Origin of the sequence: Gracilibacillus salitolerans (assembly GCF_009650095.1) — a bacterium.
Taxonomy (GTDB): domain Bacteria; phylum Bacillota; class Bacilli; order Bacillales; family Amphibacillaceae; genus Gracilibacillus; species Gracilibacillus salitolerans.
Map to the genome: position 1 here is coordinate 1,007,548 of NZ_CP045915.1, position 24,961 is coordinate 1,032,508.

Below are 24,961 nucleotides of genomic sequence, written 5' to 3' on the forward strand. Positions count from 1 at the left end.
GTATGGAAAGAGGTGAAATAAGTTTGGATAGTATAAAAAGATATATGCAATATGTCTTCCCGTATAAGTGGAAGATTTTAGTTACGGTATTGATAGGGATCTTGAAATTTGGTATCCCTCTTTTAATGCCTTTAATTGTAAAATATGTAATCGATGATATTATTGGGGCAGAAGGATTAACATCCAATGAAAAATTATCGCAATTATTTTGGTTAATGGGAAGTGCCGCAATTTTATTTATAGTCCTACGACCGCCAATTGAATATTATCGCCAATATTTAGCACAATGGACAGGAAACAAAATCTTATTTGATATCCGTGAGCAATTATTTGATCATATTCAACGCTTAAGTTTGCAATATTATTCGCGAACAAAAACAGGTGAAATTATTTCCAGAGTAATTCATGATGTAGAGCAGACCAAGAATTTTGTAATGACAGGTTTAATGAACATATGGCTTGATATGATTACCATTCTGATTGCGATCGGGATTATGTTATTCATGGATGTATGGTTGACGATCGTATCCATTATGTTATTCCCGCTTTATGCGATATCTGTGAAGATTTTCTATGGGAAATTACGAGCCTTAACGAGAAAAAGATCACAAGCATTAGCTCAAGTACAAGGTCACCTACATGAACGTGTGCAAGGAATTCCTGTAACACGCAGTTTTGCATTGGAGGATTATGAAGAGAAGGAGTTCGATAAACAAAACCAGAATTTCTTACAGCGTGCAATAGACCATACGTCTTGGAATGCAAAAACTTTTGCTGTAATGAATACCATTACGGACGTGGCACCATTATTAGTAATCGGTTTTGCCGGATATTTTGCCATTACCTCCGATTTAACAGTTGGTACGATGGCAGCATTTATCGGTTATATGGATCGTGTCTACGGTCCATTACAAAGGTTAATCAGTTCCTCAACGGTACTTGTACAATCGATCGCGTCCATGGATCGTGTGTTTGAACTTATCGATGAAAAATATGATATTAAAGACAAACCGACTGCGAAACCATTAAATAATGTTGATGGAAAAGTGGAGTTGGACCATGTATCCTTCCGTTATGAAAAAGAGGAAGATATCGTCTTAAAGGATATTTCACTCCATGTTGAGCAGGGAGAGACAATTGCTTTCGTTGGTATGAGTGGGGGCGGGAAGTCAACCATTATTAGTTTAATACCTCGTTTTTACGATGTGACAAGTGGTCGTATTTTAATTGATGGACATGATATTCGCGATGTGCAGGCCCGCTCATTAAGGGATAAAATTGGTATGGTGTTACAAGATAATATTTTGTTCAGCGAGTCGATTGCGATGAACATCCGAATGGGTAACCCTGAGGCAACAGATGAGGAAGTAATAGCGGCAGCCAAAGCTGCTAATGCCCATCAGTTTATCACCGAGTTAGCGAATGGCTATGATACATTGGTCGGTGAACGCGGGGTAAAACTGTCAGGGGGACAGAAGCAAAGAATAGCTATTGCTCGTGTATTCTTAAAAAATCCTCCATTATTGATCTTAGATGAAGCAACGTCAGCACTTGATTTAGAAAGTGAGCACTTAATCCAGGAAGCATTAGAAAAACTAGCGTCTGATCGAACTACCTTTATCGTAGCCCATCGATTATCGACGATTACTCATGCTGATCGGATTGTGTTAATTGAAAATGGTGAAATTGTCGAAGAAGGTACACATCAGCAATTAATGCGACAGCAAGGCCATTACTATAATTTATATCAAGTGCAAGAATTGGATAATGACTAAAACCATCCGTACCTATCGGATGGTTTTTTTTTATGGGTAAGGAAGGATTTTTCTGCGTTTTTTCTTAAAGTTGAAGTCGAGGTGCTCGTGAAATCTTTGATAACTATTCAGAATTCGCTGGAGATGGAGGATTTCTTTGTGATATTCCATTAGTCTGGAGGCTAGTGGTAATAGAGAGAGCCTATCTTTATCATCTTGTTCGTATACATGTATAAGTGTTTCGACAAGATGTGGAATATCTGGATCGGTAATTTCCTCAATCGATTTCGTGGGATTCTTTTTGATTTTACCCATCGCACTTAGTAACAAGCGTTCATGGGAATAGATGATTTTATCTAATTCATCCACTAAAACATTTTGGAATTCTTTCGGAATATTTTCGACTTTATCATCGTATTGATGGAATGCGTTTAATGTAGCTAATGATTTTTTAGATGTATTAATCATCTGTCTAAAAATAATTAATTTGCGCATTTTTGGCATTCTTGTTTTTCTAAAATACATTCTTTCTTCACTAAACAATAAGTATGTATGATCGATATGACGTATTTCTGTTTCAATCCGATCAATTTCTGTACGTAAGGCAGGATCATCGGATAAGTGTCGGGTAGAGATACGTAACCATTGTAAAATATCAGATGTAATTTGATCGATGGATTTGAATAAACGCAATTCATATTTTGGTGGTAAAAATAACATGTTTACCATGAATGCGGAGAGAATCCCCAATGTTAAAGCGGAAAAACGAACACCGGCAAAATGAAATAACAGCATTTCGGTTGTTTCCATTACCGCAAGTACAGCAATTATGGCTAAAGCAATCGTATTTTCATTCATTTTAAAATACGTACAAAGAGCAATAACGATAATAATGGTAAAACCAATTACAATAGGGTCATTGCCTAGCCCGAATACGACCATTGCCCCAATACCTACACCAAAAATGTTAGCGTAAATTTGTTCAAGCATAGTTTGAAATGATCGATAAATATTTGGCTGGATCGCAAAAGCAGCAGCAATACCAGCATAGGTAGCAGCTCCAAGTCCAATTAAATCAGCAATATATAGTGCAATAGTGATTGCGAAACCAGTCTTCAGGATCCGAGCACCAAGCTTCATAAAACCCCTCCTTCTAAAATCTGTCATTAATTATACTCAGTATAACAGCTTCCCAATTCTTCGTGAAATAAAGTACCGAAAAAAACCAAGTATGAAAACCACTTCGAAGTGAAAAATAGACATAGTACTATATAACCGTTGATTGGAAGGGAAAAACGTGAAAGATAAAAAATTTGATCTCATCGCACTAGCATCAATACCTTTAGTGATGACATTGGGGAACTCTATGTTAATCCCAATTCTTCCGATTATTGAAAAGAAAATCGATATTACATCTTTTCAATCAAGTCTAATTATAACTGTATATTCGATAGTGGCCATTCTTTTGATCCCTTTTGCAGGATATTTATCTGATAAAATCGGGCGGAAAAAAGTCATTATACCTAGTCTCATTATTACCGGTATAGGTGGACTTATTTCTGCTTTTGCAGCATGGAAAATGGCAGATCCTTTTATGGTTATTTTAATAGGCCGTTTTTTACAAGGTATCGGTGCTTCCGGTGCCTTTCCAGTTGTTATCCCGACTGTCGGTGATATGTTTGACGATGAAAAGGAAGTAAGTGCCGGATTAGGTATAATTGAAACATCAAATACATTTGGTAAAGTCTTAAGTCCAATTATTGGTGCAGTACTTGCCATTTTTATTTGGTATTTACCGTTTTTATTTATCCCAATCTTTTCAGCCATTTCTGTTCTGTTGGTGATGCTCTTAGTTAAACCACCAAAAGAAGATGACGATCAAACTAAACAAACATTTCGAAAATTTTTACAATTGATCAAAAAAGTTTTCCATGATAATGGAAAATGGTTGATCGGCACCTTTATAATTGGCTGTATCAACATGTTTGTTTTGTTTGGGTTTTTATTTCATTTTTCTAATTTATTAGAAAAGGATTACCAGATGGAAGGACTCATAAAGGGTTCAATTCTTGCTATACCATTGTTATTCTTATGTATCGCATCATATGTAGCAGGAAAGAAAATTGGTAAAAATAAAATCGTCATGAAATGGGTTATACTCATCGGAAATCTTGTAGGAGGAATCCCACTTCTTTTTATTAAAGTAGATGTAACGATGGTCTATATCTCGATTATGTTATCGATAGCCGGTATTGGAATAGGTATTTCCTTGCCAGCACTAGACGCATTAATTACAGAAGGAGTAAAGAAAGACGTACGAGGAACTGTGACATCTCTTTACAGTAGTATGCGCTTTTTAGGTGTTGCGGCAGGTCCCCCAATAATCGCGATTTTTATTGACAAAAACCCGGACTGGATGTATTACTTTTTAGCAGGGGTAAGCGCAATTGCGATGTTGATTGCCTTTTTTGCCATTAAGCCGAGTGCGGATGAAAGTGGCTAAGCTGCACTAATAGTAAAACAAACCCGTTTCATTTGACTGAAACGGGTTTGTTAATGTTTCTTAATTTTTTGTGGGAATGTTTGTGTGTAATGGTGGTGTTACTAACCAGCCTTTTTCCTTATTTAACCGCAACATTTTAGCACCGGCTTGGGCTTGATTCATATGGAACTGACCGAAAAGCATTGCTATATCTTCTCGAGTACATTGACCAATGATGGTACTGCAAGCGACTAAGGATTTAGCGATATTTCCTGAGATTGCAGCGCTAATTTCCGCGTCATTAAATCTTGCTCCAACCGGAATGTCTTCTAAAGTTGCATAGGAACGTTCAGGTGGTGAAGGTGGTAAGGCAATACCATTGATTTTTAATATTTCCTCTATTCGTTCACTTTCCTGTTTGATAAGGGAAATACCATCCTCTAACTGTTTCTTTAAATCTTGGTCTCCACAATGATTCAAAAATGTCTGATAAGCGGCATAGTTTCCTTTTGCTGTAAATAAGTACGCCCAAACGTTTGAAATTTCACCATAATGTAAAGGTTGTTTTTTCGGATCACCAGATAAGATACCCATTTTTTTCCTCCTTATAAATAGGGCTTACCATTAAGTAAGTCCTATATCCATTATTGATTTAGTTGTTGATACATAGCTATTGTTTGTATATTTGCCCAATTTATGCAAAGAGAATAAAAGTATTTTGCATGACAAACACTAATGGAGGAGGTGATAAATAATGATAAGCTTAATTGTCAAAATAGTAACAGTACCAATTGTGTTGCTGCTTGCTATGTTTATGTCTGATAATGTTAATTATGGAGCAATGTGGCAGCCGTTTTTGATTATTTTACTATTAATAGGAAGTGGCTTGGCATTGGAATATGCGATATTGAATAGTAAAACTTTGTGGACAAGTGTTGCACTCGATTTAATCACAGCGTTTTTAATTCTTTATTTTATTTCCAATATGCTTGTAGATGCTTATGTTTCATTCGGAGGAGCACTGGTCGTTTCTATAATATTAGGTGTATGTGAATACATGTTACACCTCTTCTTGATCCGCTCCAAAAATGTAGATAAAGCACCAGCCTAATTGAAGGACAAAAGAAGTGAAAAAGGCAAAATTATGTCCATCATAAGCAAAATGAAGGACAAAAGAAAGCGAATATCGCTAACTTTGTCCTTCATTTTTATGCCATCTCACCAAATACGCGATCAACACACGCGATCGTTTCCTGAATATCTGCTTCAGTATGAGCGATTGTTAAAAACCATGCTTCATATTTAGAAGGGGCGAGGTTAATACCTTGATTCAACATTAACTTGAAGAACTGCCCGAATTTCTCACCGTCGGAAGCCTCTGCTTGGGCATAATTTGTTACCTTTTCCGCACCGAAATACAGGGTTAGTGCACCTTTTAAGCGGTTGATAGTAACATCAATGCCGTGTTTCTCAGTAGCATCAAGCATCCCTTTTTCCAACTGTGCACCTAATCGGTCAAGCTTCTCGTAAATACCATCTTCTTCTAATACTTCCAAACAAGCAATCCCTGCTGACATCGATGCTGGGTTTCCAGCCATTGTCCCTGCTTGATAGGCTGGTCCGAGTGGTGCAACCTGTTCCATAATTTCTGCTTTACCACCATATGCACCGATTGGCAATCCGCCACCAATGATTTTACCCATCGCGGTCATATCTGGTTCAACACCGACAAGTTTTTGGGCTGATCCGTAAGTAAAACGGAATGCAGTAATTACTTCATCATAAATAACTAAAGCACCGGCATCATGCGTTAGGTCATTGACTTGTTGTAAAAATCCTTCTTCAGGTTCGACAATACCGAAATTCCCAACTATCGGTTCGACTAAAACTGCTGCAACCTCGTCACCCCAGTGTTTAAGAGCTTCCTTAAATGCATCAATATCGTTAAAAGGAACTGTAATAACTTCCTGAGCAGTTGCTTTCGTTACACCAGCTGAATCTGGGTTACCTAATGTAGAAGGGCCTGAACCAGCCTGGACAAGCACTGCATCAAAATGTCCATGATAACATCCGGCAAATTTGATGACTTTTTCACGGCCGGTGTAGGCACGAGCAACACGAACGGTGGTCATCACTGCTTCCGTACCAGAGTTAACAAAACGGACTTTATCCATAGATGGGATTGCTGCTTTTAACTTTTGGGCAAAAATGTTTTCTAGTTTCGTTGGTGTTCCGTATAACACACCATTTTCGGCAGCGCGCTTAATCGCCTCGGTGATGTGTGGGTGTGCGTGGCCGGTAATAATCGGGCCGTACGCTCCTAAATAATCGATATATTTATTGCCATTGACATCCCAAAAGTAGGCGCCTGCTCCTTTTTCCATATAGACAGGGGAGCCACCGCCAACTCCTTTATAAGCGCGGGATGGGGAATTGACTCCACCGACAATATGTTGTTGTGCTTCTTTATGTAAAGCTTCTGATTGAGTAAATTGCATGAAAAAACCTCCATGATTAAAATGCATCTATTATTATAGCACTTTTAATCACAGAGGGAAAAATAGCTTACATCACTTGTTTAATTTTACGAATATACAATCCACGAATGAAGAAAAAGTAAATCGCATATACCAATAAATAACCACTAATCAATGTTACGCTCGGTATTAAAACAGATGATTCAAGCATATTTTGCAGTGCCTTAAAGGCAAATCCTGCATGAATGACAGCCAATATAAAGGGTATAAAAAACAAATAGGCTACTTGTTGAGTTGCGATTTTTTTCATTTCCCCAATTGTTAAGCCAATCCGATACAAGGCATGATATTGTCTGACATCTTTATCTAAATCCTGATATATTTTAAAATAAAGAATGGATCCTGCGGCAAGGAAGAAGAGCACACTGATAAATAATCCGAAAAATAAAGCGTAGGACAATGAGTTTCTCATAGCTAAGTAAGTATTTGCCTTGGTGTCAATACCAGAAACAATTTCATTATCTATTTTATCTACAGTCTCGTCAATTAACTCTGCATTTGCCACCCAATCATCAAATGTTAAAGCAATATATCGGTATTTTTCGTTAGGTTCGGCAACAGATGCAAACTCTTTATACATTTCATCATTTACGACAACAGTATGTCGCGTATGATAGTTACTATTCACAATAGTTGGAACAATTTTCGTTTGTAATGTTTGCTGATTGTTTTCTGACTCTATTGTTAATTCATCTGATATTCGGTTTGAAAAGGTCATCTCAAAAGTTGCGAGCATTACCATCATCTCATTTTCACCGAGGTTTTCTGTTAACTCTTCGTCATTTAGCTCTAATAAGGACTTGTAATCAGAATAGGATAAGATATCAACCCATGTTTCTACGCCATCGATCATGGTAAGAGCTTGGGTACGATCAACAGTTAAGGCTTGATAATCAATCTTTTCCTCATCTAATGTCTTCGTAAACTTGCTTACTTCCTCATCCATCTTGTCAATATTCTCTTCCCCTTTACTTAAAAAAGAGACATCCTGTGGTACATAGACAGATGCTTCTGTTTCTGCACTATCGAATACACCATAGAGAACACCGGATGCTGTGAAGGCAACAGCACTTAAGATCGTAACGAAAAATAGCAACCGTGCATGATCTTTTAATTTATAGCCCAATTCAGAAATAGTTAGTATGTTCGTTTTCTTAAAATAGAGGTGCTTATTTTTCTTGAGCAGATGGATAAATAACACGGAAAATTGAGTGAATAACAAATAAGTCCCCGGAATAATCAAACCTAAAATCGGCAACATCCGGTATCCGATCGACAGTAAATCCGATGTCCATGCCAGGTAATAAGCAGCAATCACTAATAGGAAGCCAATGATCGCAAGTATCCACGAAAACTTCGGTGTTCTCTTTGGCGCTTTTGCTCCAAGAAATAAATTGACGATGGAATTAACTCTCAATGTCCATACTACAATCAATGAGTTCAGTTCAAACATAATGAAGTAGCCGACAAATGTTAAGAGAAGTGCTTTCCATGAAATTTGAAAACCTAAGGAATTTTCCAGACCAAGCAAGTTAGAAAAGCCCATAATAAACAAATTAGAAAACAGCGTTCCAATTAATATACCAGCAATGATCGATACTAATCCAATAATAGAATTTTCCAAAATTAACAGCCGATTGAGCTGACTTTTACTGATGCCAAGCGTCATTAATATACCGTATTCTTTTTTACGAGATTTAATAAAAGCGCCTGTCGAATAAAGCACAAACAAAAAGGAAAAGCCAAAAATAATTACTTCAACAGCTGTGATTCCAGACTGGACTACGTCACGAAAATCATGATTCTGAATTTCTGGGTGAAACATAATCACCGCATAAATAAAGAACACAGCTACGGAAAACATACAGCTAAAGAAATAACTGAGATATTGACGGGAGTTACGTTTGACATTATTAAACGCGAACTGTCTGAAGGTCATCGGTATCTCCCCCTAGCATTGACTGCACATTCAAGATCTCTTGGAAAAAGGATTGACGGTTATCCCCTTTATGGAGTTCATTAAATATTTTTCCGTCTTTAATGAACAGAATTCGTTCACAGAAGCTGGCAGCGAAAGGATCATGTGACACCATTAGTGTTGTCGCTTCTTTCTGGCTGTTTAATTGCGAAAGAGTGTCCATCACTTGTCTCGAAGCTTTTGAATCCAAGTTGCCTGTAGGTTCATCAGCAAAAATAATCGATGGTTCATGAATAATTGCCCGGGCAATAGCAGCGCGTTGCATTTGTCCCCCTGAGACTTCAAAGCTACGATTACGCAGAATCGTGTCAATACCAAGTTGATTTGCAATCTGAGCTAATTTATTTTCCATATCTTTTACTTTCCAACCGTCTAGTGTGAGCGGAAGCATAATATTTTCGGCAATCGTTAATGTATCTAATAGATTGAAATCCTGAAAAATAAAGCCCATTTCCCGTCGTCTGAACTTAGCAAGTTTGCCTTTTGATAAACGAGTAATCTCTTCACAGTTAATTGTAAGTGTACCTGCAGATAAGCGGTCAATCGTTGACAGAACATTGAGTAAGGTTGTTTTACCACTACCAGATGGTCCCATTACACCGACGAATTCCCCTTTTTCAATTGAAAGTGAAAGATTATCGATTGCTTTATGTTCGATTCCACGTTTACTTCCGTATACTTTTGAAATATTAGTTGCCTGTAATAGGCTCATGATACGTTCATCCTTTCTGTTAACTTCTCTCTCTCCTTAGTATAAACAGTTCACGGCGTATAACCTATTGATTATTCTTTCAAAATGAAAAAGAAACCTTACATTTTTGTAAGATTTCTGTCAGGACGGATCAAAACGTATCGTAATGGTGGTTCCTTTCGTTGCTTCAGAGCTCACCTCAAGTTGATGTTCCAATGAATCACATATCTGTTTAGCGAGAAATAGTCCCATTCCAGTCGATTCGCGATAGTGTCTACCATTTTCCCCCGTAAAAAAAGGGTCAAAAATACGCTTGATGTCCTGTTGGGGTATCCCGATGCCGTGATCGATTACCTTTAATTCGACGGCACCTTCCCATACTGATGCTTGATAGTGAATAGTACTGTTCGTGTCGCCAGCATATTTAATCGCATTACCCGTGATTTGTTCCAGTACAAATCCCAGCCATTTCTGATCAGAATAGATATGTAAAGATGGGTCGATCTCTACCTTTGGATAAACACGATTACGGATAAAACTCGATTTATATTCCTGGATAATCGTATGCACTAAATCTTTCACGACAATTTTCTCCACATGAAAATCACGTTCAAATTGCTGTAATCGCGATTGGTATAAAGCAAGCTGTAGCCCATGTTTCATCCGGTCTAATTCCTCATCCATGTTTTGCTTTAATTGTGTGGGCAGATTATGTTCTTCTTTTTCTAAGGTTAATCGCATCACAGATAGTGGTGTTTTCATCTGATGGATCCATTGCTGCATAAAGATATTCTCTTGTTTTTTTTCAGTATGAAGTAGTTCTACTTGCTGCTTGTAGCTTTGATATTGTTTTTCATAGTGCTCTTTTAATTGAGTTGTAAGATGATCTGGTGTATTCGGCAACCATGCTGACTCTGAGGCATCATCAATAGTATAACGATAAATATCACGATATTTTGTATACCGATAGAGATGATAAATAGTAAGGAAAAAAGTAACGATAATGAACATATAAAGAAAATCGCTTTTACCAATTCGCGAACCACCTAGCGAACTGGCGAGTTGTGCTACTATCATTACTAACGCAATTTGCGAATAAAAAAAGATGATCGAACCAATCTGATCTTTTAGGTAACCTTTCATGATGAACGCTCCCAGACTTTTTCTAATTTGTATCCCGCACCACGAATCGTTCTCAATGCATCCTCTATCCCTAAATCAGCCAGTTTCTTTCGCAATCTTGTAATATTCACGCTTAATGTATTATCATCAACGAAATCCTGATCATCCCATAATCGCTCCAGTAAATATTCACGGGAAATGATTTTTTCTACCTGTGTCAGTAATGCTTGTGCTAATAGGCATTCCTTCTTTGTTAACAGACATTGTTTATCTTGAAAGGATAGGATAAACGTAGAGTTATCTAACTGTAAGCCACTGACATCTATTAAATGACCATTTTTATCTGTACGATATTCACCGTAAACACGACGCATTAGACTTTTGATTTTCGCCAATACGACTTCGAGCTGAAATGGCTTGGTTATGTAATCATCTGCACCATTTTCAATCGCCATTACTTGATCCATGCCACTATCACGGGCAGAGATGAAAATAATCGGACAATTACTAATCGCACGGATTTTGCGGCACCAGTAAAAGCCGTCAAATCTCGGTAAATTAATATCTAATAATACTAAATGTGGCTGATAGTTTTGAAACTCTTCCTGGATCTGATCAAAATCGTTTACAGAAGCTATCTCATAATCATACTTTTGCAAATAATCTGCTAATATATCGCGAATTTTCGGATCATCTTCGACAATATAAATACGCCTCATTCGTCATCACTCCTACTTTCCCATCGTATACTAAATATAGGAAAATATAAAGTGAGACTTCATAAGAGGGATTTTTCCAGTTATGATTAGCGAAATTTATATCAAGGTGATAAACAGTTGTGGGAGGTGAGTTATGGTTGCCGTTATATCGATTCTATTAATCGTCTTCTTATTAATAGGAAGTTTATCCGCTTTTATTTTCGGAAAAGCACATCAGCGCAGTTTCTTTTCCTATGAAATCTTTTATACGTTACTCGCTGTCTATTTCACCGTACTCACCTCATTTGCTTGTTTATATTTTGTATTGTCCTTTCAAGGTGTGTTGTTACTGGATGATGGTCAATTGAGGAAATTACCACCGTTTGAAACATTGGCTCATTCCTTCTATTTCAGCGGTGTCACATTAATGACAGTCGGTTATGGTGATATAACACCAATCGGCTGGGGAAGGCTACTGGCACTTGTGGAATCATTAATCGGCTACATTTTACCGCCCGCTTTCTTTCTGAAAATATGGCAGGGTAAAGGGGAACGTGATGTATATTAGTTGAGACTTAGGCTAATTTCATATACGCTTGAGGTAACAATGATGGATGGAGGGATTTTTTATCATGACAGTTGAAACAGGACAAGCTGTACAAGATTTTGAATTAACGAATAATGAAGGGGAAACAGTAAAACTCTCCGATTATAAAGGGAAAAATGTTGTCCTTTATTTCTATCCGAAAGATGATACCCCAGGCTGTACGACAGAAGCTTGTGATTTCCGTGATAACTATGAAAGCTTCCAGGACTTAGACGCAGTAATTCTCGGTGTAAGCCCGGATTCAGAGGATAGTCATAAGAAATTCATCGATAAGCATGACCTACCTTTTGAATTATTAGTGGATGAAGACAAGAAAGTAGCGGAACAATTCGGCGTATGGCAATTAAAGAACAAATTCGGTAAAGAGTATATGGGAATTGTTCGCTCTACATTTATTATCGACAAAGAAGGCGTCTTACAGAAAGAATTCCGCAATGTACAAGTAAAAGGACACGTTGAAAAAGCATTAAATTACATTCGTGAAGAATTGTAAGAAGCAAAAGTGTAAGCATCAACAGTGCTTGCACTTTTTTTGATAAAAGCAACTCATAGACAAAAAAGGTGGGAAAATCATGCGCATTTATACAAGATCAGGCGATAAAGGAGAAACATCGCTTATATATGGAACACGGGTACCAAAAAACCATGCACGAGTGGAGGCGTATGGTACATGTGATGAAGTAAATGCCGGAATTGGTCAAGTAATCAGTTATATCGAGCAAGAAGAGTTTCCAGTAAAAGCTACATTAATAGAAGAACTTCATTATATTCAAACGATTCTGTTCCATGTTGGTTCAGAGCTGGCAACACCAGAAGATAAAGAAGTGACATGGAAGCTGGAGCAACGTCACATTGATTCTTTAGAACAACAGATCGACAAATGGCAGGAAAATCTCCCCGAATTGCGGAATTTCATTTTGCCTTCCGGTCATATTGCGGCTAGCACCCTTCACCATGCGAGAACAGTGGCAAGAAGAGCAGAACGAATTGCAGTCGGAATTCAGGATCAATTACACGACTCATTAGCGATAAAATATTTAAATCGCTTATCCGATTATTTGTTTGTTGTGGCCCGAACAGTGAACCATCAGTTAGACGTGGAAGAAAAGAATTTAATAGCGGATATCTAATAAAGGACTAGCATAAAATTATTGGTAACTCGTATACTTATATTGACAGACCAAGTGGATAGAGAGTACACTAATTATAAGAATTATAAAGTAATAATTGTGTTAATAGTGGTACTATTGTAAAATAGTACTAATAGGCACACGGAGATATTACAATTTGTAGGAGAAAGTGAGGTGCATGGCGGTGTCTGAACATATGCTGCAAGAAGCGGTAGATAAATTAAAATCTTCAGGCGTTCGAATTACACCACAGCGTCATGCGGTGTTGGAATTTTTATTGAATGCTGAAACTCACCCTACTGCTGATGATATTTATAAAGCATTGGAAGGAAAATTTCCTAATATGAGTGTTGCAACTGTATATAATAATTTGCGTGTATTTCGCGAAATCGGCTTGGTTCGTGAATTGACATATGGAGATTCGTCCAGTCGTTTTGATTGTAACACATCTAAGCATTATCATATTATATGTGATAGTTGTGGGAAAATCGTTGACTTTCACTATCCAAGCCTTGATGAAGTTGAGTCATTAGCAGAGCAGATTACTGGGTTTGATGTAAGCCATCACCGAATGGAAGTATACGGTGTTTGTCAGGAATGTAAAAAAGAGAAAAACCAAATAGTTTAAAGCTAGACACACGATGCGGTTTTGCTCGTGTGTTTTTTATCCATATTCATATATAAAGTAAAAAAACGTCGCTGTTCACTCAGCGACGTTTTTTCTTTGAATTATAACTTTCATCAAATTCTTTTCCTTCTAAGTCCTTGTCCAGTGTAAGAGGTTGTTTACAATGCATACAGGCATCAACACGCCCCAGCATTTTGGTTGGTTTTTCACAGCTTGGACATATAATAGGTATGGCTCGGGTAGAGAGCATGCCGATCCAGAAATAAACGACTGAGCTGAAGATAACGGAGAGCGTTCCTAAAATCATAAAGATCAGCATCAACCATCCGATATTCTTAAAGAGTAAACCAACATACATAATGATGAATCCGATAAAAACTAAAGACAATGCGAAGGTTCTGATTTTATTTATTTTACTTTTATATGTAATATCCGCCATAGAACTTCCTCCAAAAACGTAGTGTATATCGATTGTAGTATAGCATATTTGTTATAAAAATGCTTGGGACCTAAATGTTAATGTTAAATAATACCTGTTTACGGAAAGTCCTCGTTGGGTAAAAAGTAACAATTGAAAAAAGTTCTGATGATAGAAAGGGATTATCTATTTTTTATCGAATTATTAAATATGAACAGATTGAGGGGGAAAATCAATTGGAGGATATTTTACGTCCTATTTATCAAGAAAGAGCAAGTAACCGTAACACAATGGGCATACTGATTATGGAGAAAAAGAAAAAAATCAGCCCGGAGACAGATAATTTTGATTCTATTTTGTTAGTAGTTGTAAAAGGATTAGAAGAGAAATGGATTGTGAAACATTATGAGTTTAAAGATCAATCTGCAGCATTGCATGTTATTGATCGTGATTTATTAGAAGAATGGATTGAAAAAAGTATATACAGACGAGCGGTAGAGTGGATTATTAATGGAAGAATCATCTATGACCGTAACGAGTATTTGGCAAATTTAAAGGAAACATTACGGGTATTTCCTTGTGAGAACAGGAAACTACGCTTAACCATCGAATTTTCCAAATTGACAAGAAGTTATATTGAATCTCGTGATCTTTTTGAATCTGGTAATTACTTAGATGCATACAGCAGGTTGTTGCGTTCTTTACATTACTTAGGAAGAATTTCTATTTTAGATAAAGGCTATCATCCAGAAGTGATGGTATGGAGTCAGATAAAACGAATCGATCCGGAAGTTTATAAGTTATATGAAGAATTAGTGCGAAGTACAGAAGAAATGAATAAAAGAGTCGAGCTGATGTTAATAGCGATGGATTTTGCAGTCAACCAACGAACAGAGGCATGTGCAGCCCATTTATTAGAGGTGATGCGCACACGTGACACACCTTGGGGATTCGGTGAGTTAAAAACACATCCGGATGTAGCTCCTTATATGTATGATTTAGTAAGTGTAGTAGAGTATTTAGTTTCAAAGGATATAATCGAAGTTGTATTGGAAGAAACCAAAAGCACATCCATTCGTCATCGTAAATATCAAGTCACGAAAAAGTAGAAGCTGTTATGCTTTTGCTTTTTTCTATATTATAATGGACTGCCTTTTTTATTCACACATTATAACGGAGAGCATATACTGTTGATGTTGATGCCAAAGAAGGGCTATGATCACGGAAAAGAATAAAGAAATAAAAAAATGCTGAAAAGTTGTTGACACTTTATTGAATTGCGTGTTATATTATTAAACGTCGCTGAAACGGCGAAACAAAAAAATATCATCTTTCAACAACAAGCAAAAAAAGAAATTTTAAAAAAAGTTGTTGACATCAATGCGGTGAGATGATATGATATAAAAGTTGTCGCAAAAAAACGGCAATCACATTGATCTTTGAAAACTGAACAAAACAACCAGTATGATTTTAAACATGAAACAAAGCTAGCTTATTGAAGCGAGCGCAAGTCAACTTTATTGAGAGTTTGATCTTGGCTCAGGACGAACGCTGGCGGCGTGCCTAATACATGCAAGTCGAGCGCGGGAAGCAAAAAGATCTCTTCGGAGTGACATTTGTGGAACGAGCGGCGGACGGGTGAGTAACACGTGGGCAACCTGCCTGTAAGACTGGGATAACTCCGGGAAACCGGGGCTAATACCGGATAATACTTTTCTTCGCATGAAGGAAAGTTGAAAGATGGCCTTTGGCTATCACTTACAGATGGGCCCGCGGCGCATTAGCTAGTTGGTGAGGTAAGAGCTCACCAAGGCAACGATGCGTAGCCGACCTGAGAGGGTGATCGGCCACACTGGGACTGAGACACGGCCCAGACTCCTACGGAGGCAGCAGTAGGGAATCTTCCGCAATGGACGAAAGTCTGACGGAGCAACGCCGCGTGAACGAAGAAGGTTTTCGGATCGTAAAGTTCTGTTGTTAGGGAAGAACAAGTACCGTTCAAATAGGGCGGTACCTTGACGGTACCTATCGAGGAAGCCCCGGCTAACTACGTGCCAGCAGCCGCGGTAATACGTAGGGGGCAAGCGTTGTCCGGAATTATTGGGCGTAAAGCGCGCGTAGGCGGTTTCTTAAGTCTGATGTGAAATCTTGCGGCTCAACCGCAAGCGGTCATTGGAAACTGGGGAACTTGAGTGCAGAAGAGGAGAGCGGAATTCCACGTGTAGCGGTGAAATGCGTAGATATGTGGAGGAACACCAGTGGCGAAGGCGGCTCTCTGGTCTGTAACTGACGCTGAGGTGCGAAAGCGTGGGGAGCGAACAGGATTAGATACCCTGGTAGTCCACGCCGTAAACGATGAGTGCTAGGTGTTAGGGGGTTTCCGCCCCTTAGTGCTGCAGTTAACGCAATAAGCACTCCGCCTGGGGAGTACGGCCGCAAGGCTGAAACTCAAAAGAATTGACGGGGGCCCGCACAAGCGGTGGAGCATGTGGTTTAATTCGAAGCAACGCGAAGAACCTTACCAGGTCTTGACATCTTCGGATGTCCCTAGAGATAGGGAGTTCCCTTCGGGGACCGAATGACAGGTGGTGCATGGTTGTCGTCAGCTCGTGTCGTGAGATGTTGGGTTAAGTCCCGCAACGAGCGCAACCCTTGATCTTAGTTGCCAGCATTCAGTTGGGCACTCTAAGGTGACTGCCGGTGACAAACCGGAGGAAGGTGGGGATGACGTCAAATCATCATGCCCCTTATGACCTGGGCTACACACGTGCTACAATGGATGGAACAAAGGGCAGCGAAGCGGCAACGCATTAGCAAATCCCATAAATCCATTCTCAGTTCGGATTGCAGGCTGCAACTCGCCTGTATGAAGCCGGAATCGCTAGTAATCGTGGATCAGCATGCCACGGTGAATACGTTCCCGGGCCTTGTACACACCGCCCGTCACACCACGAGAGTTGGCAACACCCGAAGTCGGTGGGGTAACCTTTGGAGCCAGCCGCCGAAGGTGGGGCCAATGATTGGGGTGAAGTCGTAACAAGGTAGCCGTATCGGAAGGTGCGGCTGGATCACCTCCTTTCTAAGGATTAAAGGAACACCTTTTTACAAGGTGCAAAAAAACATACTGCGTTGTTTGGTTCAGTTTTGAGAGATCAATTCTCTCTCTATTATGTACCTTGAAAACTAGATAAGAGTATGACAAGACATCAAACAAAAACCAACGACTTTTTCATGCGTTAAGCATAGTAAGTATAGTTAAGTGAAGAAGGGCGCACGGTGGATGCCTTGGCACTAGGAGCCGAAGAAGGACGGGACAAACACCGATATGTCTCGGGGAGCCGTACGTAGGCATTGATCCGAGAATTTCCGAATGGGGAAACCCTCTACTCGTCATGGAGTAGAACGTACATCTGAATTCATAGGATGTACGAGGCAGACCCGGGGAACTGAAACATCTCAGTACCCGGAGGAAGAGAAAGCAAACGCGATTTCCCGAGTAGCGGCGAGCGAAACGGAATTAGCCCAAACCAAAAAGCTTGCTTTTTGGGGTTGTAGGACACTCCATTGGAGTTATCAAGAAATACATTAGACGAAGCGGTCTGGAACGACCCGCGACAGAAGGTAAGAGCCCTGTAGTCGAAAGTGTGTTTCCTCCGGAGTGGATCCTGAGTACGGCGGAACACGTGAAATTCCGTCGGAATCCGGGAGGACCATCTCCCAAGGCTAAATACTACCTAGTGACCGATAGTGAACCAGTACCGTGAGGGAAAGGTGAAAAGCACCCCGGAAGGGGAGTGAAAGAGATCCTGAAACCGTGTGCCTACAAGTAGTCGGAGCCCTTTCATGGGTGACGGCGTACCTTTTGTAGAATGGACCGGCGAGTTACGATCCCCTGCAAGGTTAAGTGGAATACACGGAGCCGAAGCGAAAGCGAGTCTGAATAGGGCGACATAGTAGGTGGTCGTAGACCCGAAACCGTGTGATCTACCCATGTCCAGGGTGAAGGTCAGGTAACACTGACTGGAGGCCCGAACCCACGTACGTTGAAAAGTGCGGGGATGAGGTGTGGGTAGGGGTGAAATGCCAATCGAACACGGAGATAGCTGGTTCTCTCCGAAATAGCTTTAGGGCTAGCCTCAAGGGATGTATGTTGGAGGTAGAGCACTGATTGGACTAGGGGCCCTCACCGGGTTACCGAATTCAGTCAAACTCCGAATGCCAATCATATTACCTTGGGAGTCAGACTATGGGTGATAAGGTTCATAGTCGAAAGGGAAACAGCCCAGACCGTCAGCTAAGGTCCCCAAGTATACGTTAAGTGGAAAAGGATGTGGCGTTGCTTAGACAACCAGGATGTTGGCTTAGAAGCAGCCATCATTTAAAGAGTGCGTAATAGCTCACTGGTCGAGTGACGCTGCGCCGAAAATATACCGGGGCTAAACGTATCACCGAAGCTACGGATTGTTCTTCGAACAATGGTAGGAGAGCGTTCTAAGTGCAGTGAAGTCAGACCGTGAGGACTGGTGGAGCGCTTAGAAGTGAGAATGCCGGTATGAGTAGCGAAAAAGAAGTGAGAATCTTCTTCACCGAATGCCTAAGGTTTCCTGAGGAAGGCTCGTCCGCTCAGGGTTAGTCGGGGCCTAAGCCGAGGCCGAAAGGCGTAGGCGATGGACAACAGGTTGATATTCCTGTACCACCCAATTCCGTTTGAGTGATGGGGGGACGCAGAAGGATAAGGAATGCGCACCATTGGATGTGTGCGTCGAAGCAGTAAGAGCGTCAGATAGGCAAATCCGTCTGGCAAGCTTGAGCTGTGATCGGGAGGGAAATAGAGTACCGAAGTTCCGGATTTCACGCTGCCAAGAAAAGCCTCTAGCAAGGAAAAGGGTGCCCGTACCGCAAACCGACACAGGTAGGCGAGGAGAGAATCCTAAGGTGATCGGGAGAACTCTCGTTAAGGAACTCGGCAAAATGACCCCGTAACTTCGGGAGAAGGGGTGCTCCTTTAAGGAGGAGCCGCAGTGAAAAGGCCCAAGCGACTGTTTAGCAAAAACACAGGTCTCTGCGAAGCCGAAAGGCGAAGTATAGGGGCTGACACCTGCCCGGTGCTGGAAGGTTAAGGGGATGCGTTAGCATTAGCGAAGCGTTGAACCGAAGCCCCAGTAAACGGCGGCCGTAACTATAACGGTCCTAAGGTAGCGAAATTCCTTGTCGGGTAAGTTCCGACCCGCACGAAAGGTGCAACGACTTGGGCACTGTCTCAACGAGAGACCCGGTGAAATTATACTATGCGTGAAGATGCGCATTACCCGCGACAGGACGGAAAGACCCCGTGGAGCTTTACTGTAGCCTGATATTGAATGTTGGTACAGCTTGTACAGGATAGGTGGGAGCCTGAGAAACGTGAGCGCTAGCTTACGTGGAGGCGCCGGTGGGATACCACCCTGGCTGTATTGACCTTCTAACCCAGAACCGTGATCCGGTTCGGAGACAGTGTCAGGTGGGCAGTTTGACTGGGGCGGTCGCCTCCTAAAATGTAACGGAGGCGCCCAAAGGTTCCCTCAGAATGGTTGGAAATCATTCGTAGAGTGTAAAGGCAGAAGGGAGCTTGACTGCGAGACCTACAAGTCGAGCAGGGACGAAAGTCGGGCTTAGTGATCCGGCGGTACCGAATGGAAGGGCCGTCGCTCAACGGATAAAAGCTACCCCGGGGATAACAGGCTTATCTCCCCCAAGAGTCCACATCGACGGGGAGGTTTGGCACCTCGATGTCGGCTCATCGCATCCTGGGGCTGTAGTCGGTCCCAAGGGTTGGGCTGTTCGCCCATTAAAGCGGTACGCGAGCTGGGTTCAGAACGTCGTGAGACAGTTCGGTCCCTATCCGTCGTGGGCGTTGGAAGTTTGAGAGGAGCTGTCCTTAGTACGAGAGGACCGGGATGGACATACCGCTGGTGCACCAGTTGTTCCGCCAGGAGCATCGCTGGGTAGCTACGTGTGGAAGGGATAAGTGCTGAAAGCATCTAAGCATGAAGCCCCCCTCAAGATGAGACTTCCCATCTATTCGATAGAGTAAGATCCCTCAGAGACGATGAGGTAGATAGGTTCGAGGTGGAAGCATGGTGACATGTGTAGCTGACGAATACTAATCGATCGAGGACTTAACTATACATTTTGTTTGATCTTGTCTAATCACTCTTATCTAGTTTTGAAAGTATATTAAATTTTTACTTGATTTTTTGAGAATACATAGTATAATATTCTTTGTCACTAAAAATAACAGTACAAGCTTGGTGACGATAGCGGAGAGGTCACACCTGTTCCCATGCCGAACACAGTAGTTAAGCTCTCCAGCGCCCATGGTAGTTGGGGCTCGCGCCCCTGCAAGAGTAGGACGCCGCCAAGCACTTTTCTTCCATTCCACAGTAGCTCAGTGGTAGAGCAATCGGCTGTTAACCGATCGGTCGTAGGTTCGAATCCTACCTGTGGAGCCAAATGGAGAGCTGTCCGAGTGGCCGAAGGAGCACGATTGGAAATCGTGTGTGCGGTCAACGCCGTACCGAGGGTTCGAATCCCTCGCTCTCCGCCACTTTTAATATAGGCCCGTTGGTCAAGTGGTTAAGACACCGCCCTTTCACGGCGGTAACACGGGTTCGAATCCCGTACGGGTCACCAACAAAAAATTAAAGGAAGACATGTTAATTTACAACTTCCTGTATTGCGGAGGATTAGCTCAGCTGGGAGAGCACTTGCCTTACAAGCAAGGGGTCGCAGGTTCGAGCCCTGCATTCTCCACCATTCACAAATTAATACATTTCTTATTGTCGCGGGGTGGAGCAGTCTGGTAGCTCGTCGGGCTCATAACCCGAAGGTCGCAAGTTCAAATCTTGCCCCCGCAACCAAATTTGGTCCGGTAGTTCAGTTGGTTAGAATGCCTGCCTGTCACGCAGGAGGTCGCGGGTTCGAGTCCCGTCCGGACCGCCACTTTTAAACTTATCAATTCCTGGCTCGGTAGCTCAGTCGGTAGAGCAACGGACTGAAAATCCGTGTGTCGGCGGTTCGATTCCGTCCCGAGCCACCACTTTTAAAGATTTCTCTTTCTTATTTAATAGGTTCTATATTTATGGAGGGATAGCGAAGTTGGCCAAACGCGGCGGACTGTAAATCCGCTCCCATCGGGTTCGTAGGTTCGAGTCCTACTCCCTCCACCATTTTATTAATTTTATATTTTATAATAATTGTAGGGGTATAGTTTAACGGTAGAACAGAGGTCTCCAAAACCTCCAGTGTGGGTTCGATTCCTACTACCCCTGTTTTTCTTATCATGGCGATCATGGCGAAGTGGTTAACGCACCGGATTGTGGTTCCGGCATGCGTGGGTTCGATCCCCACTGGTCGCCCCATCTCAAATATTGGGCTATAGCCAAGCGGTAAGGCAACGGTTTTTGGTACCGTCATGCGCTGGTTCGAATCCAGCTAGCCCAGCCATTCATGCGGAAGTAGTTCAGTGGTAGAACATCACCTTGCCAAGGTGGGGGTCGCGGGTTCGAATCCCGTCTTCCGCTCCATTTGTATTTAACATTTTTATTTAAATATCATATAATATGTGTATCGAGGCGGCATAGCCAAGTGGTAAGGCAGAGGTCTGCAAAACCTTTATCACCGGTTCAAATCCGGTTGCCGCCTCCATTTCTATTTATGCCGGTGTGGCGGAATTGGCAGACGCGCACGACTCAAAATCGTGTTCCTCACGGAGTGTCGGTTCGAACCCGACCACCGGTATTTTTAGTAATTCTTTTTGTTAATTTTAAAATGAGTGTTTTGCGTTAGAATGTTGATATATCAATGTTCTAACGCTTTTTTTGTTTTTTGAGTTTACGATAGAAAGCGATGAGAGAGCTTTTGTATTTTCGTAAGGAAGTTTAATTCCGTAAATGGAATGATTGACTGATAGAAATTCATACCTATTTAGATAGAAGCCCATTTTTTTCTACCTGCTTTTTAAATTCAATTGGTGTCAGGCCATAATATTTTTTAAATGTTTTGCTAAAATGGGGGTAATCAGAGAAGCCCACTTTAAAAGCAATATTAGTAATATTCATTTCTAAGTCTATTATCATTTCTTTCGCTTTTGTCATTCTTAGTTTAATTAAATATTTTTTAAAACTAATGTTCATTTCTTCTTTAAAAGAACGACTAAAATAAGCTTCTGAAACTCCAATATTACCAGCTACCTCTTGCAGCGATAAATCCTCTTTTGAAAAGTTTTCCTTTACATATTCTACAGCTTTTAGGATGTTTTGACGTGATCCTAAATTACGAAGTCCTTTAATGGTATTTATCAAATAACTTATTTCATTTTTTGCTCTTTTAATAATCAAATCCATCGTATATGGCCATTTCATATATTCAGGCTGACGTTGAGGAAGACTAAGGTTTCTGTTTATTAATTCGTTTTCAATATCTTTTAATAGATTTTCTAATAATTGAGAGAGAGAAAATGGATTATTTTGCAGCTTATGATGCCCTTCAATAATAGTGCTAATTTTTTCGTGCGCTTTCTCTTCATTAAATTGCCAAATATATTCAACAATCTCTTTCTTATAGGTTTCAAGGAGCAGTACCCAATCATTATGTTTTGTATAAGAATATTCATATCTTTTCATTTGTCTATAGATATTATCTATGGTGGTGAATATTTGGTCCGGTACGATAGGTTTTAAAATAAAATCCGAAACACCAAAACGAATGGCTTTTTGTGCATAATTGAAATCATTATAGCCAGAAATGATGATAAACTTAACGGTTGGGTCAATTTTTTTAGTAGCTTCTATAAGTTCAAGTCCATCCATTTCGGGCATGCAAATATCTGTAATAATTAAATCTATAGAGTGTTTCTCTAGCAATTGAATAGCTTCTTTTCCATCTTCAGCAATTCCTATTACTGAAAATGCATCTTTTCTTTTTTTAAGCAGTTTTTGTAAACTTAATTGAATTACATGTTCATCATCTACAATCATGACGTTATACATGAATTTGCCTCCTCCGAATAGGGAAGTTTTATTTCAATAATGGTTCCTTTACCTTGGGTTACTTCTTTGATGTGTAATCCATATGAGGAACCGAAAGCTAAACGGATTCTTTCATGGACATTCCATAAACCAATACTTTTAGATTCTTTTTCTTTATCCTGAATGTGATTATCAATAGTACTCTTAAAAGCAAGATTATATTTTTCTTTAATTTTTGAGTTGATTCCATACCCTTTATCAATAATTTGAACGATATAGTAATCTGACTTTGTAAACGTATGAATGCCTATGTAAGAAGCTTTCATTTTATGATCTTGGTATCCGTGTAAAAAGGCATTTTCAACTAATGGTTGCAGGGATAAACGGATTATTGAAATTGCCTCTAGGCATTCATCATCTATTTGTAAGTCTATTTCTAAATGCCTGTGTCTTTCCTTCTGAATCTCTAAGTATGATTTGATATGGTCAATTTCTTCTCTTAATGAAACAACCTGTCGGGCATCACCAAGGTTATAACGAAACATATGGGCAAGAGACGTAGCTGTTTTACTAATGACCATATTATCTTCTAAGATCGCATGTGAATTAATAATTTCCAGTGTGTTATAGAGAAAATGCGGATTTATTTGAGCCTGCATAGCGCGAAGAGCGGATTCTTTTTGTTTAATCTGCATTTTTTGTTCTTTTAATTGAGCAGAATGGACTTCTTCATATAATCTCTTCAATTCATTAATCATTCTGTTAAAACTTCGAAATAAATTACCAATTTCATCTTTACGTTCCTTATATTTTGTATTTTGCACTGTTAAGTCTCCTAATTCCACTTTTTTCATTAAATTTTGAAGGTAGGAAAGAGAACCAGTTAGTGACAATGAGAATCCTCCAAAAACCGAAAGGGCCACCATAATAATAACTCCACCTAAAATAATAGTAATTGTTCGTAACTTTAGTAAATGGCTAATAATTTTTTCATGGGGTAGTTGCGCAATTAAAACCCAGTCTGTAGCCTGGAAGTGCTCATATATAAAAATATCCTTCTCTTTGTTCTGAGTAGTCGTAAAAATGTCACTTCTATTCTTTAGATAACGATCTAATGTAGCTGATTTTACATATTCCCCAATAAGGTTGGGATTTGTATGATAAATGATTTGGCCAGTATAATCCATTATCCAGACATTTGAATTCTCTATGTATAGGTTGTTACTTATATTGGAAATTTGGTTTAAGTTTATATCCACAATTAATAATGCTTCATATAAATAAGAATTATTGCTATGAATCTTTCTTGAAACGGTTATAACAGGCTGGGATCCAATTTTCTGTAATCCTATAACATTAAAGTTATTCATTTCAGTTGCCTTATTTAAAATGGAGTAATTCCTGTTTCTAACGCGATCCATGTCAATTAATTCAGTACTATTATAGTAATTTATTTGTCTGTTATTTTTACTTATCAGGGATATTCCAACTATGTCTGATCTTCCATCCATCATCTGTGTGAATAACTCTTTTTCAATTTGTTCTGATAAAATAAAATATTCATATCTGCTTAGTTCACCGCTATTAATGAATCTTTGAATTTGAGGATTAGAAATAAATGGATATGTAGAATTCTCCAAGTTAGAAATGTATAAATTTAAGTACTCATTTGTCTGCTGCATTAATTTTTTGTTTGATTGAATCGCTGCTTGTTCAATAGTAGAGGTTGAGTTTTCATACCATATGAAGCCTATTATAGAAATTGGTAAAAAAACAAAAAAAATAAAGATCCACAAAAGTTTCCCTTTTATTGAATGCGCTTTCATTATTACCACTTCCATACCTTGAATTTTTTTAATTGTATTAGTTCTATTACTTGAGAGCAAAAAATCACAAGTATGCAAAGAA

The 24,961-nt window shown here is 39.8% G+C and carries 18 protein-coding genes, 14 tRNA genes and 3 rRNA genes; 25 read left to right on the top strand and 10 right to left on the bottom strand.

Going from position 1 to position 24,961, the window contains the following annotated elements:
• Positions 1–23 precede the first annotated feature (23 nt).
• Positions 24–1,775 (top strand): ABC transporter ATP-binding protein, encoded by a 1,752-nt coding sequence (locus GI584_RS04985; RefSeq protein ID WP_153790463.1) that lies wholly within the window; start codon positions 24–26, stop codon positions 1,773–1,775.
• Positions 1,776–1,805: 30 nt separating this feature from the next.
• Here the strand turns inward: GI584_RS04985 and GI584_RS04990 are convergent, their stop codons facing one another.
• Positions 1,806–2,894 carry an FUSC family protein gene (locus GI584_RS04990; RefSeq protein ID WP_153790464.1) on the bottom strand — a complete coding sequence of 363 codons (1,089 nt, stop codon included), beginning with the start codon at positions 2,892–2,894 and terminating at the stop codon, positions 1,806–1,808.
• A gap of 157 nt (positions 2,895–3,051) precedes the next feature.
• Between GI584_RS04990 and GI584_RS04995 the strand changes: the two genes are divergently transcribed.
• Positions 3,052–4,257, top strand: a complete 1,206-nt coding sequence (locus tag GI584_RS04995; RefSeq protein WP_153790465.1) for a bacillibactin exporter BcbE — start codon at positions 3,052–3,054, stop codon at positions 4,255–4,257.
• 60 nt (positions 4,258–4,317) lie between these two features.
• On the opposite strand, the gene GI584_RS05000 is transcribed toward GI584_RS04995, so the two are convergent.
• Complete coding sequence (locus GI584_RS05000) at positions 4,318–4,830, bottom strand: DUF3231 family protein (protein ID WP_153790466.1); 513 nt, start codon at positions 4,828–4,830, stop codon at positions 4,318–4,320.
• A 160-nt stretch (positions 4,831–4,990) separates the two neighbouring features.
• Between GI584_RS05000 and GI584_RS05005 the strand changes: the two genes are divergently transcribed.
• The gene (locus GI584_RS05005) at positions 4,991–5,347 is read left to right on the top strand and encodes a DUF2512 family protein (RefSeq protein ID WP_153790467.1); all 357 of its coding nucleotides are present in this window, start codon (positions 4,991–4,993) and stop codon (positions 5,345–5,347) included.
• Between the two features lie 97 nt (positions 5,348–5,444).
• Here GI584_RS05005 and GI584_RS05010 read toward each other — a convergent pair whose 3' ends face one another.
• The 5 genes from GI584_RS05010 to GI584_RS05030 all read right to left on the bottom strand — a co-directional run bounded on the left by GI584_RS05010 (position 5,445) and on the right by GI584_RS05030 (position 11,283).
• Positions 5,445–6,734: a glutamate-1-semialdehyde 2,1-aminomutase gene (locus GI584_RS05010; RefSeq protein ID WP_153790468.1), complete on the bottom strand. Its 1,290-nt coding sequence runs from the start codon at positions 6,732–6,734 to the stop codon at positions 5,445–5,447.
• A gap of 67 nt (positions 6,735–6,801) precedes the next feature.
• Complete coding sequence (locus GI584_RS05015) at positions 6,802–8,712, bottom strand: ABC transporter permease (RefSeq protein ID WP_153790469.1); 1,911 nt, start codon at positions 8,710–8,712, stop codon at positions 6,802–6,804.
• Positions 8,687–9,463 carry an ABC transporter ATP-binding protein gene (locus GI584_RS05020; RefSeq protein WP_153790470.1) on the bottom strand — a complete coding sequence of 259 codons (777 nt, stop codon included), beginning with the start codon at positions 9,461–9,463 and terminating at the stop codon, positions 8,687–8,689. The genes GI584_RS05015 and GI584_RS05020 overlap by 26 nt, the downstream gene beginning before the upstream one ends.
• A gap of 120 nt (positions 9,464–9,583) precedes the next feature.
• The gene (locus tag GI584_RS05025; RefSeq protein ID WP_153790471.1) at positions 9,584–10,585 is read right to left on the bottom strand and encodes a sensor histidine kinase; all 1,002 of its coding nucleotides are present in this window, start codon (positions 10,583–10,585) and stop codon (positions 9,584–9,586) included.
• A complete protein-coding gene (locus tag GI584_RS05030; protein ID WP_100361717.1) occupies positions 10,582–11,283 on the bottom strand; it encodes a response regulator transcription factor in 702 nt (233 codons plus the stop codon). Before GI584_RS05030 ends, GI584_RS05025 begins: the two co-directional genes overlap by 4 nt.
• A gap of 133 nt (positions 11,284–11,416) precedes the next feature.
• Here GI584_RS05030 and GI584_RS05035 point away from each other — a divergent pair, with 133 nt between their 5' ends.
• From GI584_RS05035 to perR, 4 genes are all read left to right on the top strand, one after another.
• Positions 11,417–11,830 carry a potassium channel family protein gene (locus GI584_RS05035; RefSeq protein WP_100361716.1) on the top strand — a complete coding sequence of 138 codons (414 nt, stop codon included), beginning with the start codon at positions 11,417–11,419 and terminating at the stop codon, positions 11,828–11,830.
• Between the two features lie 64 nt (positions 11,831–11,894).
• On the top strand, positions 11,895–12,362 hold the full coding sequence (bcp, locus tag GI584_RS05040; protein ID WP_100361715.1) for a thioredoxin-dependent thiol peroxidase: 468 nt from the start codon (positions 11,895–11,897) through the stop codon (positions 12,360–12,362).
• 79 nt (positions 12,363–12,441) lie between these two features.
• A complete protein-coding gene (locus GI584_RS05045) occupies positions 12,442–12,999 on the top strand; it encodes a cob(I)yrinic acid a,c-diamide adenosyltransferase (protein ID WP_153790472.1) in 558 nt (185 codons plus the stop codon).
• Between the two features lie 178 nt (positions 13,000–13,177).
• Entirely contained in the window at positions 13,178–13,627 is a 450-nt protein-coding gene (perR, locus tag GI584_RS05050) for a peroxide-responsive transcriptional repressor PerR (RefSeq protein WP_100361713.1), read from the top strand.
• Between the two features lie 79 nt (positions 13,628–13,706).
• Here the strand turns inward: perR and GI584_RS05055 are convergent, their stop codons facing one another.
• Entirely contained in the window at positions 13,707–14,066 is a 360-nt protein-coding gene (locus GI584_RS05055; protein WP_100361712.1) for a YgzB family protein, read from the bottom strand.
• A gap of 215 nt (positions 14,067–14,281) precedes the next feature.
• Here GI584_RS05055 and GI584_RS05060 point away from each other — a divergent pair, with 215 nt between their 5' ends.
• From GI584_RS05060 to GI584_RS05145, 18 genes are all read left to right on the top strand, one after another.
• Positions 14,282–15,154, top strand: coding sequence for a nucleotidyltransferase-like protein (locus GI584_RS05060; protein ID WP_153790473.1), 873 nt, complete (start codon positions 14,282–14,284; stop codon positions 15,152–15,154).
• A 407-nt stretch (positions 15,155–15,561) separates the two neighbouring features.
• Positions 15,562–17,124, top strand: a 16S ribosomal RNA gene (locus GI584_RS05065).
• A gap of 174 nt (positions 17,125–17,298) precedes the next feature.
• Positions 17,299–20,211 (top strand): 23S ribosomal RNA (locus tag GI584_RS05070).
• Between the two features lie 120 nt (positions 20,212–20,331).
• Positions 20,332–20,448: ribosomal RNA gene (rrf, locus tag GI584_RS05075) — 5S ribosomal RNA — on the top strand.
• Together the 16S, 23S and 5S rRNA genes with 14 tRNA genes alongside form the textbook arrangement of a ribosomal RNA operon.
• A 13-nt stretch (positions 20,449–20,461) precedes the next feature.
• A tRNA-Asn gene (locus GI584_RS05080) sits at positions 20,462–20,536 on the top strand.
• 3 nt (positions 20,537–20,539) lie between these two features.
• A tRNA-Ser gene (locus tag GI584_RS05085) sits at positions 20,540–20,631 on the top strand.
• Positions 20,632–20,642: 11 nt separating this feature from the next.
• Positions 20,643–20,717 (top strand) — tRNA-Glu (locus tag GI584_RS05090).
• Positions 20,718–20,764: 47 nt separating this feature from the next.
• Positions 20,765–20,840 (top strand) — tRNA-Val (locus GI584_RS05095).
• Positions 20,841–20,867: 27 nt separating this feature from the next.
• A tRNA-Met gene (locus tag GI584_RS05100) sits at positions 20,868–20,944 on the top strand.
• Between the two features lie 5 nt (positions 20,945–20,949).
• Positions 20,950–21,026: transfer RNA gene (locus GI584_RS05105), tRNA-Asp, on the top strand.
• 21 nt (positions 21,027–21,047) lie between these two features.
• A tRNA-Phe gene (locus GI584_RS05110) sits at positions 21,048–21,123 on the top strand.
• Positions 21,124–21,167: 44 nt separating this feature from the next.
• Positions 21,168–21,253: transfer RNA gene (locus tag GI584_RS05115), tRNA-Tyr, on the top strand.
• A 31-nt stretch (positions 21,254–21,284) separates the two neighbouring features.
• Positions 21,285–21,355 (top strand) — tRNA-Trp (locus GI584_RS05120).
• Positions 21,356–21,369: 14 nt separating this feature from the next.
• Positions 21,370–21,445 (top strand) — tRNA-His (locus tag GI584_RS05125).
• Between the two features lie 10 nt (positions 21,446–21,455).
• A tRNA-Gln gene (locus GI584_RS05130) sits at positions 21,456–21,530 on the top strand.
• Positions 21,531–21,535: 5 nt separating this feature from the next.
• A tRNA-Gly gene (locus GI584_RS05135) sits at positions 21,536–21,610 on the top strand.
• Positions 21,611–21,657: 47 nt separating this feature from the next.
• Positions 21,658–21,731 (top strand) — tRNA-Cys (locus GI584_RS05140).
• Between the two features lie 11 nt (positions 21,732–21,742).
• Positions 21,743–21,824 (top strand) — tRNA-Leu (locus tag GI584_RS05145).
• 182 nt (positions 21,825–22,006) lie between these two features.
• Here the strand turns inward: GI584_RS05145 and GI584_RS05150 are convergent.
• Both GI584_RS05150 and GI584_RS05155 read right to left on the bottom strand, forming a co-directional pair.
• The gene (locus GI584_RS05150) at positions 22,007–23,074 is read right to left on the bottom strand and encodes a response regulator transcription factor (protein ID WP_153790474.1); all 1,068 of its coding nucleotides are present in this window, start codon (positions 23,072–23,074) and stop codon (positions 22,007–22,009) included.
• Positions 23,059–24,957: a sensor histidine kinase gene (locus tag GI584_RS05155; RefSeq protein ID WP_228552340.1), complete on the bottom strand. Its 1,899-nt coding sequence runs from the start codon at positions 24,955–24,957 to the stop codon at positions 23,059–23,061. Before GI584_RS05155 ends, GI584_RS05150 begins: the two co-directional genes overlap by 16 nt.
• Positions 24,958–24,961 lie beyond the last annotated feature (4 nt).

What these genes read in the sequence shown, in the direction of transcription:
- GI584_RS05000 (WP_153790466.1), bottom strand. Translation starts at nt 4,830, where the DNA reads ATGGGTATCTTATCTGGTGATCCGAAAAAACAACCTTTACATTATGGT.
- GI584_RS05020 (WP_153790470.1), bottom strand. Translation starts at nt 9,463, where the DNA reads ATGAGCCTATTACAGGCAACTAATATTTCAAAAGTATACGGAAGTAAA.
- GI584_RS04990 (WP_153790464.1), bottom strand. Translation starts at nt 2,894, where the DNA reads ATGAAGCTTGGTGCTCGGATCCTGAAGACTGGTTTCGCAATCACTATT.
- GI584_RS05030 (WP_100361717.1), bottom strand. Translation starts at nt 11,283, where the DNA reads ATGAGGCGTATTTATATTGTCGAAGATGATCCGAAAATTCGCGATATA.
- GI584_RS05010 (WP_153790468.1), bottom strand. Translation starts at nt 6,734, where the DNA reads ATGCAATTTACTCAATCAGAAGCTTTACATAAAGAAGCACAACAACAT.
- GI584_RS05055 (WP_100361712.1), bottom strand. Translation starts at nt 14,066, where the DNA reads ATGGCGGATATTACATATAAAAGTAAAATAAATAAAATCAGAACCTTC.
- GI584_RS05025 (WP_153790471.1), bottom strand. Translation starts at nt 10,585, where the DNA reads ATGAAAGGTTACCTAAAAGATCAGATTGGTTCGATCATCTTTTTTTAT.
- bcp (WP_100361715.1), top strand. Translation starts at nt 11,895, where the DNA reads ATGACAGTTGAAACAGGACAAGCTGTACAAGATTTTGAATTAACGAAT.
- GI584_RS05015 (WP_153790469.1), bottom strand. Translation starts at nt 8,712, where the DNA reads ATGACCTTCAGACAGTTCGCGTTTAATAATGTCAAACGTAACTCCCGT.
- GI584_RS05045 (WP_153790472.1), top strand. Translation starts at nt 12,442, where the DNA reads ATGCGCATTTATACAAGATCAGGCGATAAAGGAGAAACATCGCTTATA.
- GI584_RS05035 (WP_100361716.1), top strand. Translation starts at nt 11,417, where the DNA reads ATGGTTGCCGTTATATCGATTCTATTAATCGTCTTCTTATTAATAGGA.
- perR (WP_100361713.1), top strand. Translation starts at nt 13,178, where the DNA reads ATGGCGGTGTCTGAACATATGCTGCAAGAAGCGGTAGATAAATTAAAA.
- GI584_RS05150 (WP_153790474.1), bottom strand. Translation starts at nt 23,074, where the DNA reads ATGTATAACGTCATGATTGTAGATGATGAACATGTAATTCAATTAAGT.
- GI584_RS05005 (WP_153790467.1), top strand. Translation starts at nt 4,991, where the DNA reads ATGATAAGCTTAATTGTCAAAATAGTAACAGTACCAATTGTGTTGCTG.